This is a genomic window from Streptomyces akebiae (assembly GCF_019599145.1).
Classification (GTDB): domain Bacteria; phylum Actinomycetota; class Actinomycetes; order Streptomycetales; family Streptomycetaceae; genus Streptomyces; species Streptomyces akebiae.
This window is the reverse complement of record NZ_CP080647.1, coordinates 4,190,155-4,207,010: the sequence shown is the minus strand read 5'-3', so window position 1 is coordinate 4,207,010 and position 16,856 is coordinate 4,190,155. Positions and strand designations below refer to the sequence as shown.

Genomic DNA, 16,856 nt, shown 5'->3' with positions numbered 1-16,856 from the left:
ACGCCGACCGTGCTTCACTGGACGATGCCCTCCGGCAACGTGCGGGCAGGTTTCGGAACGGAACGGAAGAGTGGATTGAGATGCTCCGCTACACACTGATGCGCCTCGGTATCTTCGTGGGCTGCTTCGTGGTCGTCTGGGCCCTCGTCTACTCCGGTGTCGCCCCGCGCGGCCTCGGCGCGTCCAACGGCATGTGGATGGTCGTGCTCGCGCTCCTGGTCTCCGCGCCGATCAGTTTCGTCGCCCTCCGCAAGGAGCGCGACCGGGCCTCCGCCCAGATCGCCCCCCGCCTCGACCGCTCCATCGGCCGCGTCAAGTCCAACCTCGCGGCCAACCGCAGCCAGGAGGACGAGGCCGACGACGTGGCCCGGACCCAGGGCCCGGAGGCGACTGACGAGACCAGCGAGACCGGCGAGGCTGCCGGGACCGACAAGGCCGACCAGGCTGCCGGGACCGACGAGGCCGTCAAGGCCGATGCGGCGGCCGCCCGGCCGACGTCCGGCAAGGCTTCGTAGCCCCGTACGCGAACCGCCGGCAGGAGCGTTCGCCGGCCCGGCGAAAAAAGGATCACCCGCCCGACGCCCGGGTCCGTCCTCGCCGTCGGAACCGTACGCTTGCCCGCATGGGTGCTGTGAAGAGCAAACGGATGCCTCGTGCGGTGCGGGAACAGCAAATGCTGGACGCGGCGGTTCGGACGTTCGGGCAGCGTGGGTACCGGGCGGCGTCGATGGACGAGATCGCCGAACTGGCGGGCGTGTCCAAGCCGTTGGTGTACCTGTACCTGAACTCCAAGGAAGACCTCTTCACGGCCTGCATCCGCCGCGAGGTCAAGGCGCTCACCACGGCCGTACGCGCGGGCGTGAACCCCGAACTGCCCGCCGACCGCCAGCTCTGGGACGGGCTGGGGGCCTTCTTCACGCACACGGCGCGCAACCCCGACGCATGGGCGGTACTGCACCTCCAGGCCCGTACGCACGGGGAACCCTTCGCCGCCGAAGTGGCGGCGATGCGGGAGGAGATGGTCGCGTTCGTGACCGGGCTGATCCTGGTCGCCGCGCGGGAGGCCCGCCGTGACCCCTCCCTGCCCGAGCGGGAGGTCGCCGGTCTCGCCGAGGGCCTGGTCGGCGCCGCCGAGGCGCTCGCCGCGTGGGCCAACGCCACGCCGGGCATCACCGCGCGCCAGGCCGCCACGACCCTGATGAACTTCGCGTGGGCCGGCCTCGGCGATTTGATGGAGGGCCGCCCCTGGACCCCACCGCCCGCCGTGTGAGAGCGGCCTGTTCGTCGCCGGGTGCGGGTGGGTGGGGACGCGGGGAACGCCGCGACCAGCCCTCACCGACCCGCACCCGACCCACTCAGGCGACGAGCGGATACACCTGACCCCGGACATGAACGCGCCCTCCGCCCGAGCCGCCCGACCCGCCCGCCCCGCCTGATCCGGGGCCGTCGGTTGCCCCGGACGCACCGCTCCCGCGCAGCTCGAAGCCGCCCCACGCCTGTCCGTCCGCCGTGTACGTCACCGCGCCCGGCAGCGGCACCGGCGCGCGGAACTCCGCGCGGACGAGGGTCGCCGGGGGTGTGCCGTGCTCGGCGAGGCAGCGGGCCACGGTCCACATGCCGTGCGCGATGGCCCGGGGGAAGCCGAACAGCCGGGCGCCGAGCGGATGCAGATGGATCGGGTTCCGGTCCCCGGACACCGCCCCGTACCGCCGCCCCACATCCCCACCCAACCGCCACTCGACGACGACGGGTACCCCCTTCGACCCGCCCCCCTTCGACCCGCCCTCCACCAACCCGCCCCCCGCCGACCCGTTCCCGCCGGGCCATCCGTCCCCGCTCCCGTCGCCCCGCGCTTCACCCCCATCCGCCCAGGCACCCTCACTCCGCCGGTGCTCGTCCTCGCGTTCGTCCTCGTCCTCGCGCTCGCGCTCGCGCTCGTGCCGATGCCGGGCGAGGTACGTGCTCCGGGACTCCCACGCGACCCCGAGCCCGCCCTCGGCCTCCTCCCCGTCCCGCACCTCGGTGACGACCGTCGCCTCCGTGCCGCGCCGATGGGGCGTCAACGCGTCGACGTACACGGTGATCTCGTACTCCGCGGTGGCGGGCAGTCGCCGACGTCGGGTGATCTCGATCGAGGTGTGCACGAGACCGAGGAGGGGCAACGGGAAGTCCCGGCCGGCCATGATCCGCATGGCCGCCGGAAAACCGAGGACGTGCGGATACGTCAGCGGAACGGCGTCCTCCCCGGTCGGGAAACCGCAGACCCGCTCGTACGCGGCGAGCCGGGCGAGGTCGATCCGGACACCGGGGAGGACGAGCCGGGGCAGTCGGGAGGGGGAGATCAGCCCGGAGGCCGCCGCGCGCGGGAGCCTGAGGCTCCTGCCCGGGGAGAGGAGGGCGCCCCTGGCGAGAACGGGACCGAGGGAGGGCGGTCGGGTGAGGGTGACGGTGGGCATCGGACGGTCTCCCCTTCCTCGCGCCGGGCTCCGCTCCCCGCGCCGGACTCCGCTTCCTTACTCGAAAGTCAGGTTACCCGAGGTAAGGCGCGATGGGGCCCCTCGTGGAGCCCAAGAGATGAACGACCCTCAGGTAACTTGGCGCGCCTTTGACCTGCGGAGGAAGCGTGACCGAGCGGTCTGCGACACTGCACATCCCCGGCCCGGTTCCATCTCCGGACCATCGCCACACTCACACGAACCTCACACACCAACCCCGTACGATCCGGACACACCGAACGCCCAGGAGCCGCCCGTGTCCCACCTCGAAAGCACCGAACCCGCCCTGGTGGAACCTGAGTTGAAGCGGCTGGACGGCGCCGTGCGGGAGGCGTACGTGCCCGCGCTCGCCGCGCCCGTGACCTACGGCTCGCTTGCGGACATCCCGTTCGACAACGCGGCCCACGCCCCCGACTCGGTCGTCCTCAGCCGCAAGGACGGCGGCACGGCCGGTGGCGGCGACGGCCGGTGGCGGGACGTCACGGCCGCCGATTTCGCCGCCGAGGTGCTCGCGCTGGCGAAGGGTCTGATCGCCGAGGGCCTCATGCCGGGCGACCGGATCGCGATCATGGCGCGGACGACGTACGAGTGGACCCTCCTGGACTTCGCGGCCTGGGCTGCGGGCCTGGTCACGGTCCCCGTCTACCCCACCTCCTCCGTCTTCCAGACCCGCTGGATCCTCCAGGACTCGGGCGCGGTGGCCCTCGCCGTCGAGACGGCGGGCCAGGCCGCCGCCCTCGGCCCCGAGCTCGACCGCATCCCCGACCTGCGCCACATGTGGGTCTTCGAGAAGGGTCACCTGGACCGGCTCGCCGAGCGGGGCCGTGACGTGTCGGACCAGGAAGTGGCCGTACGGCGTGGGGTGTTGGGCCCCGACACCCTCGCGACCCTGATCTACACCTCGGGCACGACCGGCCGCCCCAAGGGCTGCGCCCTCACCCACGGCAACTTCTGCGCCGAGGTCGACAACGCGATCGACCTCCTCTACCCCATCTTCCGCGCGAAGACGGACGAGGAGGCATCCACCCTCCTCTTCCTCCCGCTCGCCCATGTGTTCGGCCGCATGGTGGCGATCGGCTGTATGCGGGCGCGGGTCCGCCTGGGCCACTCGCCGAGCTTCCGCACGGAGGACCTCCTCGCCGACCTCAAGTCCTTCCGCCCGACGTTCCTCCTGGTCATCCCCTACGTCCTGGAGAAGGTGTTCAACACGGCCCGCGCCTCCGCCGAACGCATGGGCCGCGCTTCCTCGTACGACCGCGCCTCCGCCGTGGCCCGCCGCTACGGCGAGGCCCTGGAAGCCGAACAGCACGGCACCGGCCCCGGTCCCTCGGCCTTCCTGAAGGCGGCCCGCACCTTCTACGACCCCCTGGTCTACCGACGCATCCGCAAGGCGCTGGGCGGCCGGGTCCGCTATCTCATCTGCGGCGGCAGCCCCCTCGGCCGTCGGCTGGCCGCCTTCTACGCGGGCGCCGGCATCGACGTCTTCGAGGGCTACGGCATGACGGAGACGACCGCCGCCGTCACCGTGACCCCACCCGACCGGCCCCGGCTGGGCACGGTCGGCCGACCGCTCCCCGGCACCCGGGTCCGGATAGCCGCCGACGGCGAGATCCTCCTGCACGGCGGCCAGATCTTCCGCGGCTACTGGGACCCGCAGGCCGGCGGTGTCGTCCCCGCGAGTCCCGACGGCTGGTTCGCCACCGGCGACATCGGCCACCTGGACGACGAGGGCTACCTCACGATCACCGGCCGCAAGAAGGAGATCCTCGTCACCGACAGCGGCAAGAACGTGGCGCCCGCACCGCTGGAGAACTGGCTCCGCTCCCACCCCCTGATCGCCCACGCCATGGTCATCGGCGACCGCCGCCCGTACGTCACCGCGCTGCTGACGCTGGACCCCGAGGGCATCACCCACTGGACCCAGATGAACGCCAAGCAGGACGTCCCCCTCGACCGCCTGGCCGAGGACCCGGATCTGCGAGCCGTCCTGCAACGCGCGGTGGACGAGGCCAACCGCCTGGTCTCCCGCCCCGAGTCCATCCGCCGGTTCACGATCGTCCCCGGCGGTTTCAGCGAGGAGGCGGGCCACCTCACGCCGTCGATGAAGCTGCGCCGGGAGGTCGTGGAGAGGTCCTTCGCGGCTGAGATCGAGGGGCTGTACGAGAAGTAGACCCTGGGGCGAACCGGTCCTGTTCCCCGTTCGCCGCGGTGAACCGGCCCCCTAATTTCCCGCGGCCGGGTCGCCCTCCCCCAGCGCGACCCACCAGTACCCGTCGTCCTTGACCAGCAGCAACTCCTGCTCCTGGCCGGTCCTGTCGTACGTGAGCCGGACGGGATTGAAGTAGTCGACGACCCCCTCCAGCACGGTGACGTCGACCGGCCCGCGTGCACCCTCGCCGAACTCCCGCACCTGCTCGTAGGCGGCGCCCCGGGTCCCCTCGTACGCGGGCCCCGCCAGCTCCATCAGCCCTTCCACGTCACCGGCCTTGAGCCGCTGCACATACACGCGCACGACCGTGTCGACGTCCTCGGCGGTCCGCGCGACATCGGGATACTCGGACTTCGCGGCCCGCACGGTCACCTCGACCTTCGGCGAGCCGGCGAGCGAGTACGGCGCCCGGAACCAGTTCCACCACACGGCCGCACCCACACCGAGAACGACCACCAGCCCACCGCAGCCCAGCAGAACGCCCCGCTTCGTCAACATCCCCGCCCACCCCGTCCCCTGCCTGGCCCTACTCCTCCCAAGAGGCATCTGGGCGGGATCCGGTTGTACGGCACGACGAACTTGTTGGGCACCGACGAGCGCCCACATGAGTACCGGTACTCAATCCACCAGGTCGGCCGCCGTGAGGAGTCGGGTCAGGTCCGTCCGCGAGCGGACGTGCAACTTCCGGTAGATCCGGGTGAGATGAGCCTCCACCGTCTTTCTGGACACGAACAACGACGCCGCGGCCTCCGTGTTGTTGAGGCCGCGGGCGATCGCCCGCGACACCTGGAACTCCTGGGGGGTCAGCTGGTTCAGGGCGCCGCCCATGCCGCCCATGCCGTTGGTGCCGCCCATGCCGCCGGTGGCGGACCGGGCGGTGCTCACGGCGCCTCCCGCCGCGGCCAGTTCGCTCGCCGCTCGCCGGGCCCAGGGGACCGCGCCGAGTCGTTCGAAGCAGGCCAGGGCGGAGGCGAGAGGCGCGCGTGCGGCTCCGGGGCGCCGGTGGCGCCGTAGCACCTCCGCTTCGCACAGCAGCGTCCGCGCCCAGTCGAAGGGTCCCGTCGTCCGCTGATGGGCCGTGAGCGCCGCGCCGAAGTACGCCTCCGCCTCCTCCGGCGTCCCCGCGAGCAGCCCCCGGACCCGGGCCGCCGCCGCCTCCGCCGACGCGAGGCCCGTCTCCCGGGCCCGTTCCTCCAGCCAGGACACGACCTCGGCGGCCCGCGCCGCGTTCCCCGCCCGTACGTGCGCCTCCGCCAGGTCCGCCGCGAAGGGGACCACCTCCGGGTTCCCGATGCCCTGCTCGATCGCCAGTGACAACGTTTGCTCCAGCTGGTCGACGGCCGCGTCGTGGTCGCCGTGGGCCAGGGCCGACAGCCCGAGCACCGCCGTCATGTGGAACTCCTGGCAGCCGATGCCGTACGCCCCGCACTCCCGCCGCGCCCGCGCCACATGCTCCTCGCACTCGACCCGTTCGCCGCGCAGGGCTTCCAGCCGGGCGAGGCAGTACAGGGTGTAGCTCACGCACGTCAGCTGGCCCAGTTCCTCCGCCCACCGCAGGGACTCGGTCAAGTCGCCGCGAGCGGAAGCCCATTGGCCGATACGGGTCTCCAATTCCCCCCGCACGGCGAGGGTGAAGCCCAGCACGCCCACCGCGCTGTGCCGCCTCGCCGACTCCACGGCCGTGTTGAGCAGCCGGAGCCCCCGGACGAACTCCTCCGCCCTGCTCCACGCCTGCCCGGCGATCGCGTACACCTGCTGGTCACGGACGGGGTCGCCGCCGCCGTGCCGGTCGGCCGCCTCCAGCATCTCGCGCCCTCGCGCCGTACGGCCGGACATGATCAGGGCCCCGCCCAGCATCGACAGGCTGTACCAGCGTTCGGGGCCGGACTCGGAGGCGAGGGCGAGGGACTCCTCGGCGACGCGGACCGCCGCCGGGACGTGGCCGTCCAGGCGCGCGGCGGCCGTCGCCTCCGCCAGCAGCAGACAGGCCCGGGTGCGGTCGGAGTCGCGTACGGCGTCGGCGGCGTTCATGAGCAGGCCGTAGGCCTGGGCCGTATCGCCCTTCCAGGTGTACATACGGCCCAACAGGCCCTGGATGGCGGCGCGTACGGCCGGGTCCGGGGTGATGCGCAGGGCCTCCTCGCACCACTGCGGGCCCGCCGGGGAGCCGCTGAGCAGGGCGTCGGCGGCGGCATGGTGGAGGCGGTCGGCGCGGGGCGCGGGGTCGGGGGTGAGTTCGGCGGCGCGCCGCCAGGCCAGGGCCGACTCGCCGAAGGCGCTGCGCCTGCGGGCCTCCCGCGCGGCGTCGGCGAGCGCCGCCGCGGCCTCCTCGTCGGGGCCGGGACTCGCGGACGCCCGGTACCAGGCGTGCAACGAGCCGGTGCTCACCTCGGCCAGTGCCTGGAACGCGGCGTACCGGTGCGCGAGGGGGGCGCGGCCCAGCACCAGTGCCCGCAGCACCGGGTGGTGGAAGTCCAGCCCGTCCGCCGTGGCCGTGATCAGACCGTCCTCCTCGGCGGGGGAGAGGGCGTCGAGGGAGAGCCCCGCCGCCTCCAGCGCCTTGCGCAGCGGGCCCGCCGCCGTCGAGCGGCCGGCGGCCAGGACGACCAGGGCCCGGCGGGCGGTGTCCGGCAGACCGTCGATCCGGGCCGCCCAGGCGCGCTCCAGATGACTGCCCAGGGACGGTGGATCGAGCAACGGCTGCTCGCCGCGCGCCTGTTCGTCCGTCAGCGCCCCCGCGATCTCACGCAGGGCGAGCGGATTGCCGCCGCTGACGCGGACGAGGTCGGCGAGGACGTTGGGGGTCACGCGGCCCTCCAGCAGGGCGGCGCACTCCTCCGGCGCCAGCCCGCCCACCTGCACGGTGGGGATGCTGCGACGCGGCCCCGACTCGCCGTGGTCCTCCCGGGAGCCCAGGGCCAGGGCGACGCGTTCACTGGAGAGGCGGCGGGCGACGAAGAGAAGGACGCGCTGGGAGGAGGGGTCCACCCAGTGCAGGTCGTCGACGAGGACGACGACCGGGTGCTCGTCGCCGAGCGCCGCGAGCACGTTGAGGGCGCCCATGCAGGCGGCGTAAGGATTGCCCGGCGGGTCCGCGGGGGCGCCGCCGAGTGCCAGACAGGACTCGAGCGCCGAGCGCTGGGCGCCGGGGAGTTCCCTGAAAAGGGATGAATGGGGCATCAGGAGGTCGCCGAGGGTGGCGAAGGGGAGCACGGTCTCGGTCTCGATGCCCCGGGCGCGCAGGACCGTGGCCGGGGTCGCGCCGGAACCACCGGCCGTCGCGCGCTCCGCCGCGTAGTCCAGCAGGGCCGTCTTTCCGATACCGGGTTCGCCCCACAACAGCAGTGCCGCCCCACCCGCCCCGCCCGCCACGAGCAGGTCGTCCATCAGCCGGCGTTCCCGCTCCCGACCGACGAGTCCCCGTAACAATGCGCCACCCCCTGGTGCCCGCCTGTGCTCGGCCCCGCCCGTCCATCATCCCCCAGGGGTAGTTGTCAGGGGAGATGTAGGGACTTCCCGGAAGCGACGGGGGCCGCCCCGGGCCTTCAATGGTGTCGCGGAACAGCACCACAGGGGGATCGCCGCAGGGTGATCGCACGGGGGATCGCACGGGGGATCGCAAAGAACCGAAGGAACCGAAGGAACCGAAGGAACCGAAGGAACGGAAGAACCAAGTAGCCGAAAGGCCGAAGGAACCAAGGGAAAACAGGGGAAATGAACCAGGTCGCGGAACTAGGGGGACGGCCCATGCCGGCATCCGTGGGACGCGGGGATCTCACCTCCGGATCCGACCGGCTCGACTCGGTCGAGATCAGGGTGACGTTCTCGGGTGCGGGCGCGGCCGCCGCGACTTGGGCGCTGGCGCCGGACACCGGGGGAGCCCGGCGCCGCGTCTACTTCTGTGAGGACCTCGCCCGCTCCACGGCGCCGGGTCAACTGCCGCTTCTGGATGCGGGGTTGATCCTGCGCCTACGGGCGGGGAGCGGGCGGGGCGGGGCCGCGACCGCGGAATTGCGGCCCTGTCGCCGGTCCCGGCTCTCGGAACGCTGGCTGCGCTTCCGTGAGCAGGGACCGGATTCCTTCCACCTGGCGGGCGCCTGGTCGGGCGACCGCCGGGTGCTTTCCGCCGCCCTCGTCTCCGACTGCGGGCGCACGGCCGTGGAGGCCGCCGCCACCGGCGACAAGCCGCTGGACCTCGTCTTCTCCGACCGTCAGCGCGCCTTCCTCGCCGACTGCGCCGACATCGACGCCGACTTGGGCTCGCTCGACGTCCTCGGCCCCGTGGACACGGTCCGCTGGCGCGGCGTACGCCTGGACCACCACGAAGTGACCGTGGAGCGTTGCACGTTGGGCGCCGACCGGCCCCTGGAGTGGCTGGAGGTCTCCAAGCGGGTCGCACCCGAGGGCGCGGAGGTCGTCCAGGCCTCCCTGACCGCGCTCCTGCGGGGGAAGGGGCTCGAACCGGACCTGGGGCGGGGCGTCCGGCTGCGACGGGTACTGGAGTCGCTGGTCGGGGAGGGGGCCTGAGAGCAGGCCGGGGGAAGGGGGCCTGAGGCCGGTGTTCCGGCCGCCGGTTCGTCTTAGGCTGGTCGCGCAGTTCCCCCCGCCCCTCTTGGGGCGCGCTGCGGCTGGGGTCGGGCTGCGATCGCTACCCGACGCCCATCGCCCGCAATCCCGCCGTGGTCGCCGCCGCCCCCAGGACTACGACCGCGAACGGGGCCCTCCGCCACGCCAGCACCCCGCCCACCAGCACGCCGACGGGCCGTGCCCACCCGGCGGAACCGCCGCCCGCGGTCAGGGCACCCGTGGCCAGCAGCGCCACCAGCAGCACCACGGCGGCCCCGGCCAGCAACTCCCGCACCCGTACGGGGATCTCCACCCGCCCGTGCAGCGCGGGCCCGGTGAGCCGCAGGGCGTACGTCCCCACGGCGAGCGCGAGCATCGCGCCGACGACCCCGCCGCTCACGACACCCTCCCGTCCGCCGCGCCTTTCCCCTCCGGCGACGCCCGCCAGACCACCAGCCCGGCCAGCGCCAGCAGGACGGGAACCCCCGTGGGGGTCACCGGAGTCGTCGCCAGCGCGATCGCCGCCCCGAGCAGAGCGGCCCGGCGCACGGGCGGGCTCTCCCGCAGGGCGGGCAGCACCAGCGCGGCGAGCACGGCGGGGAAGGCGGCGTCGAGGCCGTACGTGGCGGTGTCGCCCAGCGCGGTGCCGGCCAGGGCCCCGGCCAGGACGCACACGTTCCAGACGGCGAACATGCCGAGCCCCGAGACCCAGAACGCGACCCGACGCCGTACCGGATCGCTCTGGGCCAGGGCGAAGGCCACCGTCTCGTCGGTGACGAGATGCGCGCCGACGAACCGCGCGGCCCTCCCGGGTCCCAGGAGGTCGGCGACCGCCAGACTGAAGGCCGCGTTGCGGGTGTTGAGCAGCAGCCCCGTGGCCGCCGCCGCGAACGGTCCGCCGCCGGCCAGCAGGATCCCGACCGCGCTGAACTGCGCGGCACCCGCGTACACGACCAGCGACATCACCACCGGCACCCACACGGGCAGCCCGCCCGCCACCGAGATCGCCCCGAAGGAGACGCCGACGACGCCTCCGGCGGCACAGACGAGGGAGATGTCCCGGAACAGCGCGGGGTCACGGACCTGGGGTGTTCGGAGCAGCGAACGCATGTTCTCTACAATGAACATGAGCCATCGTGTTCGTCAAGGCGAACGATCGTACTTCTGGAGCGAACGACATGTCCGACGCAGCCTCCGAGGGGCCGAAGCCTCCGTCCCGGCTCCCGCTCGACTGGATCGCCGCCTCCCTCCGCCGGGAGCGCACCCGCGCCGGCCTCTCCCTCTCCGAGCTGGCCAAGCGCGCCGGGATCGCGAAGTCGACGCTGTCCCAGTTGGAGGCGGCGAGCGGCAATCCGAGCATGGAGACGCTGTGGGCGCTGGGCGTGGCGCTCGGGGTGCCGTTCAGTGCGCTGATCGAGCCGCCGATGCCGGCGGTGCAGGTGGTCCGGGCGGGGGAGGGGCCCACCGTCCACTCGGAACACTCCAGTTACACGGCGGTCCTGCTGTCCGCCAGCCCGCCGGGGGCGCGCCGCGACATCTACCGCACCCGGCTCGAACCGGGGTCGGTACGGGAGTCGGAGCCGCACATCCCGGGGACGGTGGAGCACCTCACCGTGAGCACGGGTCGGGTGAAGGCGGGCCCGAGGGGTGAGGAGGTCGAACTCGGCCCCGGGGACTACATGGCGTTCCGTGGTGACGTGCCGCATTCGTACGAGGCACTCGCGCCCGGGACGACCTTTGTGCTCGTGATGCAGCACATCTGAGAAAGGCGCCAAGGCGGGGGCAAGGCGGGGGCAAGGCGGGGGAAGGTGGAAAGGCGGGAACGGCGGGAACCGCGGGAACCGCGGGAGCGGCGGGGAAAAGGCAGGAGCCCCTGCGCCGAAAGGCGAGGGGCTCCTTGGGTACTGCTCTCAGACGTCGTCAGAGGGGCATCCCTCGGATCAGACGGGGGTGACGTTCTCCGCCTGCGGACCCTTCGGGCCCTGCGTCACATCGAAGGAGACCTGCTGGTTCTCCTCCAGCGAACGGAAGCCGCTCGCGTTGATGGCGGAGTAGTGGACGAAGACGTCGGGGCCGCCGCCTTCCTGGGCGATGAAGCCAAAGCCCTTTTCGGCGTTGAACCACTTCACGGTTCCGGTAGCCATAAGCCCTCCTTGGGCCCAAAGGGTTGCCCTGCTCCAGAACCCTGCAAGTGTGAAAACAAGATGCCGCACAACTGCATACGTCTGAAAACGACGAGAGCCCGCGGTCACATGCTCCGCAGGCTCTGTACTGCAAGGGAAACCAAACTGCAACTTGCGGGCGAGCCTAGCACGCGGGCAGGGGAATGCAATAGAGGGCAAGATCACGTCACCCGGATGTTTGAACCGCTCGGGTCTCGGCTTGACGGATCGCCTCTACTTCCCCGTCTGTCCCACCGACGACACGCCGTCGAGAGTATTGACAAAGGGGGTACATCCGGTTTCGGGAGCACCTCCCGGCCCCCGGAGCCCGCACCGTACCCCATGAGGGCTAGCCTCGCGATGTGGACAATTCTCGCAACCGGCCGCGCGTCGGCCACATCCAGTTCCTGAACTGCCTGCCCCTGTACTGGGGGCTCGCGAGAACGGGCACGCTCCTCGACTTCGAGCTCACCAAGGACACCCCCGAGAAGCTCAGCGAGCAGCTGGTGCGCGGGGACCTCGACATCGGGCCCATCACCCTCGTCGAGTTCCTGCGCAACGCGGACGACCTGGTCGCCTTCCCCGACATCGCCGTCGGCTGCGACGGCCCGGTGATGTCGTGCGTGATCGTCTCCCAGGTGCCCCTCGAACGACTGGACGGCGCACGCGTCGCCCTGGGCTCCACCTCGCGCACCTCCGTACGCCTCGCGCAGCTGCTGCTGGCCGAGAGCGTCGGCGTACAGCCGTCGTACTACACCTGCCCGCCCGATCTCTCGCTGATGATGCAGGAGGCGGAGGCGGCCGTGCTCATCGGTGACGCGGCGCTGCGCGCGAACCTGCTCGACGGGCCGAACTTCGGCCTGGAGGTGCACGACCTGGGCGCCATGTGGAAGGCGTGGACGGGGCTGCCGTTCGTCTTCGCGGTGTGGGCGGCGCGTCGGGAGTACCTGGAGCGGGAGCCCGAGGTCACCCGCAAGGTGCACGAGGCGTTCCTCGCCTCCCGCGACCTGTCCCTGACCGAGGTGGACAAGGTCGCCGAGCAGGCCGCCCGCTGGGAGGCCTTCGACGAGCGGGTCCTGGAGCGGTACTTCACGACCCTCGACTTCCGCTTCGGCGAGCCCCAGCTGTCCGCGGTCGCCGAGTTCGCGCGGCGGGTCGGCCCGACCACCGGATTTCCGGCGGACGTGAAGGTCGACCTGCTTTCCTGAACCCTTTCCCGCGAAATCCCGGTGAACTTCCCAAAACTCCGTTGACGAATTAGGCGTTCTGTGGGATTGGGGCTGCGGACCGATCTGCGGACCGCTCGTCGACGCTCACATTTCCATTCGCGCGTACGGCACTACGCTGGAGGTACGGGGGAGGTGTCGTCCATGCAACCGCTCGATGTCGGCGAACCCACGGTCGTGGGGCCCTACCGACTGCTCGGCCGGCTGGGGTCGGGCGGGATGGGCCGCGTCTATCTGGGGCGCAGCGCGGGCGGCCGTACCGTCGCCGTCAAGGTGGTGCACCCGCACTTCGCCCTCGACGAGGAGTTCCGCGCCCGCTTCCGGCGGGAGGTCGACGCCGCCCGCCGCGTGGGCGGTTCCTGGACCGCTCCCGTCCTGGACGCGGACCCGGAGGCATCGGTCCCCTGGGTGGCGACGGGCTACGCGGCCGGCCCGTCCCTGGCGGCGGCGGTGGCGGACGGCGGCCCCCTGCCTCCCCACTCCGTCCGGGTCCTGGGCGCGGGCCTGGCGGAAGCGCTGTCGGCGGTGCACGCGCTGGACCTGGTCCACCGGGACGTGAAGCCGTCGAACGTCCTGCTCACGGTCGACGGCCCCCTCCTCATCGACTTCGGCATCGCCCGCGCCACGGACGGCACGGCGTCCCTCACCTCGACGGGCGTCTCGATCGGCTCCCCCGGCTACATGTCCCCCGAGCAGATCCTCGGCAAGGGCATCACCGGCGCGGCGGACGTCTTCTCCCTCGGCGCGGTCCTCGCGTACGCCGCGACCGGCAGGTCCCCCTTCCCCGGTGACTCCTCCGCCGCCCTCCTCTACAAGGTCGTCCACGAGGAGCCCCGGCTCGACGGTCTGGAGGGCGACCTGCGCGCCCTGGTGGAGCACTGCCTGTCCAAGGACCCTTCCGCCCGCCCGGCCCCCGACGAGGTCGCCCGCACCCTGGCCCCCCGGGGCGCGGCCCGCCTGGTGACGGCGGGCTGGCTGCCGGGCCCCCTGGTGGAACAGGTCGGCCGCAGCGCGGTGCAACTGCTGAATCTGGAGGCGGCGGAGGAAGTCCCCTCCGGGCCGGTGGGGTTCAGCAGTCCGTCGGTGGGTGTGGACCCGACGGGCCCCGCGTCCCCCTCCGGCGGCGCGAGGGTCGAAGTCCCGGCGACGAGCGGGGTGTTCGGGCCGCCTCCGGTGATGTCGCCGCAGACACCGCCGCCCGTGACGCACGTGCCGGGACAGCGGGCCGACTCGGCGTCGGCGGACACGGCCCCACCACCGGGCAAGCTGTCGCTGAGCGTGGCGGCGGCGTCCACGACCACGGCGAACGGGCGAGGCCGACGGGTGAGTTGCTCGATCGCCCTGGCGGTCGCGGGCGCGTTCGCCGTGGTGGGTGTGGGCGCCGTGTTCGGCCTGGGGATGCTGAACGGCGACGACAAGACGGGCGACGCGGCCGGAAAGGCCCCGTCCGCGAGCAGCGGCCCGACCGACGGGAACGAGGACTCGGGTCCGCAGGACCTGGCGGGCGACCTGCCCGAGAAATACGTCGGCACCTGGGAGGGCGACGGCTACGCCCTAGGGGGCAACCTCCCCGCCGGCACCTTCACCGTCACCCTCGAACAGGGGTCCGTGGGCGACCGGTTGGGCACCTTCCGCTCCGTCGACCCGCTGGGCGGGGCCTGCGACGACACGTTCGTCCTCAAGGAGGTCACCGCGGACCACATCCTCGTCACCAGCATCGCCGACGCGAAGAACAACCCCAAGACCTGCACCAGCAACACCCACGAGGTCACCCTCACCCCCGTCGGCGACGAACTCCAGTACACCGCGGACAACGCGGACGCGGGCGACCCGACGGCTCGTCTGGCAAAGGTGAAATAGGACGCTGTGATCAAAAAGGCAAGGGGCGCGGCCCTGGCCCTTTGGGGGGCGCGGGGAACTGCGCGACCAGCCCCCACCGGACCCGCGGACGGGGGTCGAAGGGGCGCAACCCCTGGGGGAGGGACGGGTAGGGGCGGCGGGGGCGAAACCGTCCCGGTACCCCACAGGCGCCCCACCTCATAGGCTGCCCCCGTGGCTCTCGACCCCTGGCTGATCGCACTGACCGTGGCCGCCGCACTCTGGGGCGCAGCCACAGGCACACTCCTCCCGCGCCCCGCCTACCGCTTCACGGTCGACGAGGACCACCCCTGGCAACACGAGTGCCCCGCAGGCCACCCCATCGCCGGCCCGGCCAACGGCTGGCTCGGCCCCGCCCGTTGCAGCGCACGCTCCACAGCGGGCCCCCGGCCCCCCGCCTGCTCCTACGGCCCCAGCACCCCCGCCGTCGCCACCACCACCGCCCTGATCTGCGCCGCCCTCGCCCTGACCACCGGCACCCGCCCCGAACTGGCCGTATGGCTGCTCCTCGCCCCCCTCGGCGTGCTCCTCACTCTCGTGGATCTCGGCGCCCAACGCCTCCCGGACCCCCTGACCCTCCCCTTCGCGGGTCTGGCCCTCACCCTCCTGGGGGCGGTCGCGTACGTGCCCGAGCACGCCGGCCAGTGGCGCACGGCGCTGTACGGCGCCCTCGCCCTCGGCGGTCTGTACTTCCTCTTCTTCCTCATCAGGCCCATGGCCCTCGGCTTCGGCGACGTGAAGCTGGCCCTCGGCCTCGGTGCCGTCCTCGGCTGGTACGGCTGGGGCGCGCTGTACCTCGGCACGTTCGCCGGCGCCCTCATCGGCAGCGCGTACACCATGGTCGCGCTGGCCAGGGGCCGCGCCGTACGCCGACAACTGGTGGCTCTGGGCCCGTTCATGCTCGCGGGAGCGTACGTCGGCCTCCTGCTGGAGGCGTACGCCGCCTGAGGCCCATCCCCTGCCCGATGGAGTTATCCACAGGCAGACGGCCTGACGTCGGCCGATCCGAACCCCTGGCGTAGGCTGGCCTGGTCCGCCCACCCGTCTCCCACCACCACCCTTATGTCGAAGGCGCCTCGCGCGCTCTCTGGATTCCTTACGAAAGGGACGCTCCCGGTGACCGAGAAGGCCGACCTCCAGTCCGTTCTCGACCGTGCCGCAGAGGGTGGGCGGATCACGCCGGAGGAGGCACTCGACCTCTACCGCGACGCCCCGCTGCACGCGCTCGGCGCCGCGGCCGACGCCGTACGCCGGCGCCGGTACGCGGGCACGGAGCACATCGCGACGTACATCATCGAGCGGAACATCAACTACACGAACGTGTGCGTCACGGCGTGCAAGTTCTGCGCGTTCTACGCCCCGCCGACGGCCAAGGACAAGGGCTGGACGCGCGACCTCGACGACATCCTGCGCCGCTGCGCGGAGACCGTCGAGCTGGGCGGTACGCAGATCATGTTCCAGGGCGGGCACCACCCGGACTACGGGGTGGAGTACTACGAGACGCACTTCGCCGCGATCAAGAAGGCCTTCCCGCAGCTGGTCATCCACTCCCTCGGCGCGTCCGAGGTGGAGCACATGGCCCGGATCTCCAAGGTGAGCGTCGAGGAGGCCATCCAGCGCATCCACGCAGCCGGTCTCGACTCCTTCGCCGGGGCCGGCGCCGAACTGCTCCCGGCCCGGCCCCGCAAGGCCATCGCGCCGCTCAAGGAGTCCGGCGAGCGCTGGCTGGAGATCATGGAGGCCGCGCACAACCTGGGCGTGGAGTCCACGTCCACGATGCTCATGGGTACCGGCGAGACCAACGCCGAGCGCATCGAGCACCTGCGGATGATCCGTGACGTACAGGACCGGACGGGCGGCTTCCGGGCCTTCATCCCGTACACCTACCAGCCCGAGAACAACCACCTCAAGGGCCGTACGCAGGCCACTCTCTTCGAGTACCTGCGGATGATCGCCATCGCCCGGCTCTTCATGGACAACATCGCCCACATCCAGGGCTCCTGGCTCACCACCGGCAAGGAGGTCGGCCAGCTCTCCCTGCACTACGGCGCGGACGACCTCGGCTCGATCATGCTGGAGGAGAACGTCGTCTCCAGCGCGGGGGCCAAGCACCGCTCCAACCGCATGGAGATCATCGACCTGATCAGGAAGGCCGGCCGCGTCCCCGCCCAGCGGACCACCACCTACGAGCACATCGTCGTCCACGACGACCCGGCCGACGACCCCGTCGACGAGCGTGTCATGTCCCACATCTCGTCCACGGCGATCGAGGGCGGCACGGCCCACCCCGAACTGAAGCTGCTGAACGCCAACTAGGGCC

Annotated in this window: 14 protein-coding genes and 1 pseudogene; 9 read left to right on the top strand and 6 right to left on the bottom strand. The window is 72.1% G+C overall.

The genetic code is table 11. From position 1 onward, the window contains the following. Positions 1–80 precede the first annotated feature (80 nt). Both K1J60_RS17970 and K1J60_RS17965 read left to right on the top strand, forming a co-directional pair. Positions 81–380 (top strand): annotated as a pseudogene (locus K1J60_RS17970) (DUF4229 domain-containing protein); the annotation flags it as partial. Between the two features lie 242 nt (positions 381–622). After that, the gene (locus K1J60_RS17965; RefSeq protein WP_220647084.1) at positions 623–1,270 is read left to right on the top strand and encodes a TetR/AcrR family transcriptional regulator; all 648 of its coding nucleotides are present in this window, start codon (positions 623–625) and stop codon (positions 1,268–1,270) included. Between the two features lie 85 nt (positions 1,271–1,355). Here the strand turns inward: K1J60_RS17965 and K1J60_RS17960 are convergent, their stop codons facing one another. After that, a complete protein-coding gene (locus K1J60_RS17960; protein ID WP_220647083.1) occupies positions 1,356–2,456 on the bottom strand; it encodes a MaoC family dehydratase in 1,101 nt (366 codons plus the stop codon). 295 nt (positions 2,457–2,751) lie between these two features. Here K1J60_RS17960 and K1J60_RS17955 point away from each other — a divergent pair, with 295 nt between their 5' ends. Beyond that, positions 2,752–4,665, top strand: coding sequence for an AMP-dependent synthetase/ligase (locus K1J60_RS17955; protein WP_220647082.1), 1,914 nt, complete (start codon positions 2,752–2,754; stop codon positions 4,663–4,665). A gap of 51 nt (positions 4,666–4,716) precedes the next feature. Here K1J60_RS17955 and K1J60_RS17950 read toward each other — a convergent pair whose 3' ends face one another. Further along, positions 4,717–5,202: a hypothetical protein gene (locus K1J60_RS17950; RefSeq protein WP_259407773.1), complete on the bottom strand. Its 486-nt coding sequence runs from the start codon at positions 5,200–5,202 to the stop codon at positions 4,717–4,719. 120 nt (positions 5,203–5,322) lie between these two features. Then, the gene (locus K1J60_RS17945; protein ID WP_398683246.1) at positions 5,323–8,091 is read right to left on the bottom strand and encodes a LuxR C-terminal-related transcriptional regulator; all 2,769 of its coding nucleotides are present in this window, start codon (positions 8,089–8,091) and stop codon (positions 5,323–5,325) included. A gap of 360 nt (positions 8,092–8,451) precedes the next feature. On the opposite strand from K1J60_RS17945, the gene K1J60_RS17940 reads away from it, so the two are divergent. Further along, positions 8,452–9,231, top strand: a complete 780-nt coding sequence (locus K1J60_RS17940; protein ID WP_220647080.1) for a hypothetical protein — start codon at positions 8,452–8,454, stop codon at positions 9,229–9,231. Between the two features lie 121 nt (positions 9,232–9,352). On the opposite strand, the gene K1J60_RS17935 is transcribed toward K1J60_RS17940, so the two are convergent. Further along, on the bottom strand, positions 9,353–9,646 hold the full coding sequence (locus K1J60_RS17935; RefSeq protein ID WP_220651523.1) for an AzlD domain-containing protein: 294 nt from the start codon (positions 9,644–9,646) through the stop codon (positions 9,353–9,355). 20 nt (positions 9,647–9,666) lie between these two features. Beyond that, positions 9,667–10,380, bottom strand: coding sequence for an AzlC family ABC transporter permease (locus tag K1J60_RS17930; RefSeq protein ID WP_220647079.1), 714 nt, complete (start codon positions 10,378–10,380; stop codon positions 9,667–9,669). A 68-nt stretch (positions 10,381–10,448) separates the two neighbouring features. Between K1J60_RS17930 and K1J60_RS17925 the strand changes: the two genes are divergently transcribed. After that, complete coding sequence (locus K1J60_RS17925) at positions 10,449–11,033, top strand: helix-turn-helix domain-containing protein (protein ID WP_220647078.1); 585 nt, start codon at positions 10,449–10,451, stop codon at positions 11,031–11,033. Between the two features lie 177 nt (positions 11,034–11,210). Here the strand turns inward: K1J60_RS17925 and K1J60_RS17920 are convergent, their stop codons facing one another. After that, positions 11,211–11,414 carry a cold-shock protein gene (locus K1J60_RS17920; protein WP_003992177.1) on the bottom strand — a complete coding sequence of 68 codons (204 nt, stop codon included), beginning with the start codon at positions 11,412–11,414 and terminating at the stop codon, positions 11,211–11,213. 380 nt (positions 11,415–11,794) lie between these two features. On the opposite strand from K1J60_RS17920, the gene K1J60_RS17915 reads away from it, so the two are divergent. The 4 genes from K1J60_RS17915 (at position 11,795) to mqnC (ending at position 16,852) form a co-directional block, all read left to right on the top strand. Then, positions 11,795–12,640 carry a menaquinone biosynthetic enzyme MqnA/MqnD family protein gene (locus K1J60_RS17915; protein WP_033528243.1) on the top strand — a complete coding sequence of 282 codons (846 nt, stop codon included), beginning with the start codon at positions 11,795–11,797 and terminating at the stop codon, positions 12,638–12,640. A gap of 162 nt (positions 12,641–12,802) precedes the next feature. Continuing rightward, on the top strand, positions 12,803–14,518 hold the full coding sequence (locus K1J60_RS17910) for a serine/threonine-protein kinase (RefSeq protein WP_220647077.1): 1,716 nt from the start codon (positions 12,803–12,805) through the stop codon (positions 14,516–14,518). A gap of 192 nt (positions 14,519–14,710) precedes the next feature. Next, positions 14,711–15,484 (top strand): prepilin peptidase, encoded by a 774-nt coding sequence (locus tag K1J60_RS17905; RefSeq protein ID WP_220647076.1) that lies wholly within the window; start codon positions 14,711–14,713, stop codon positions 15,482–15,484. Positions 15,485–15,652: 168 nt separating this feature from the next. Further along, positions 15,653–16,852, top strand: coding sequence for a cyclic dehypoxanthinyl futalosine synthase (gene mqnC / locus K1J60_RS17900; protein ID WP_220647075.1), 1,200 nt, complete (start codon positions 15,653–15,655; stop codon positions 16,850–16,852). Positions 16,853–16,856: the final 4 nt, after the last annotated feature.

What these genes read in the sequence shown, in the direction of transcription:
- K1J60_RS17945 (WP_398683246.1), bottom strand. Translation starts at nt 8,091, where the DNA reads ATGGACGACCTGCTCGTGGCGGGCGGGGCGGGTGGGGCGGCACTGCTG.
- K1J60_RS17960 (WP_220647083.1), bottom strand. Translation starts at nt 2,456, where the DNA reads ATGCCCACCGTCACCCTCACCCGACCGCCCTCCCTCGGTCCCGTTCTC.
- K1J60_RS17910 (WP_220647077.1), top strand. Translation starts at nt 12,803, where the DNA reads ATGCAACCGCTCGATGTCGGCGAACCCACGGTCGTGGGGCCCTACCGA.
- K1J60_RS17965 (WP_220647084.1), top strand. Translation starts at nt 623, where the DNA reads ATGGGTGCTGTGAAGAGCAAACGGATGCCTCGTGCGGTGCGGGAACAG.
- K1J60_RS17920 (WP_003992177.1), bottom strand. Translation starts at nt 11,414, where the DNA reads ATGGCTACCGGAACCGTGAAGTGGTTCAACGCCGAAAAGGGCTTTGGC.
- K1J60_RS17930 (WP_220647079.1), bottom strand. Translation starts at nt 10,380, where the DNA reads ATGCGTTCGCTGCTCCGAACACCCCAGGTCCGTGACCCCGCGCTGTTC.
- K1J60_RS17940 (WP_220647080.1), top strand. Translation starts at nt 8,452, where the DNA reads ATGCCGGCATCCGTGGGACGCGGGGATCTCACCTCCGGATCCGACCGG.
- K1J60_RS17935 (WP_220651523.1), bottom strand. Translation starts at nt 9,646, where the DNA reads ATGCTCGCGCTCGCCGTGGGGACGTACGCCCTGCGGCTCACCGGGCCC.
- K1J60_RS17950 (WP_259407773.1), bottom strand. Translation starts at nt 5,202, where the DNA reads ATGTTGACGAAGCGGGGCGTTCTGCTGGGCTGCGGTGGGCTGGTGGTC.
- K1J60_RS17925 (WP_220647078.1), top strand. Translation starts at nt 10,449, where the DNA reads ATGTCCGACGCAGCCTCCGAGGGGCCGAAGCCTCCGTCCCGGCTCCCG.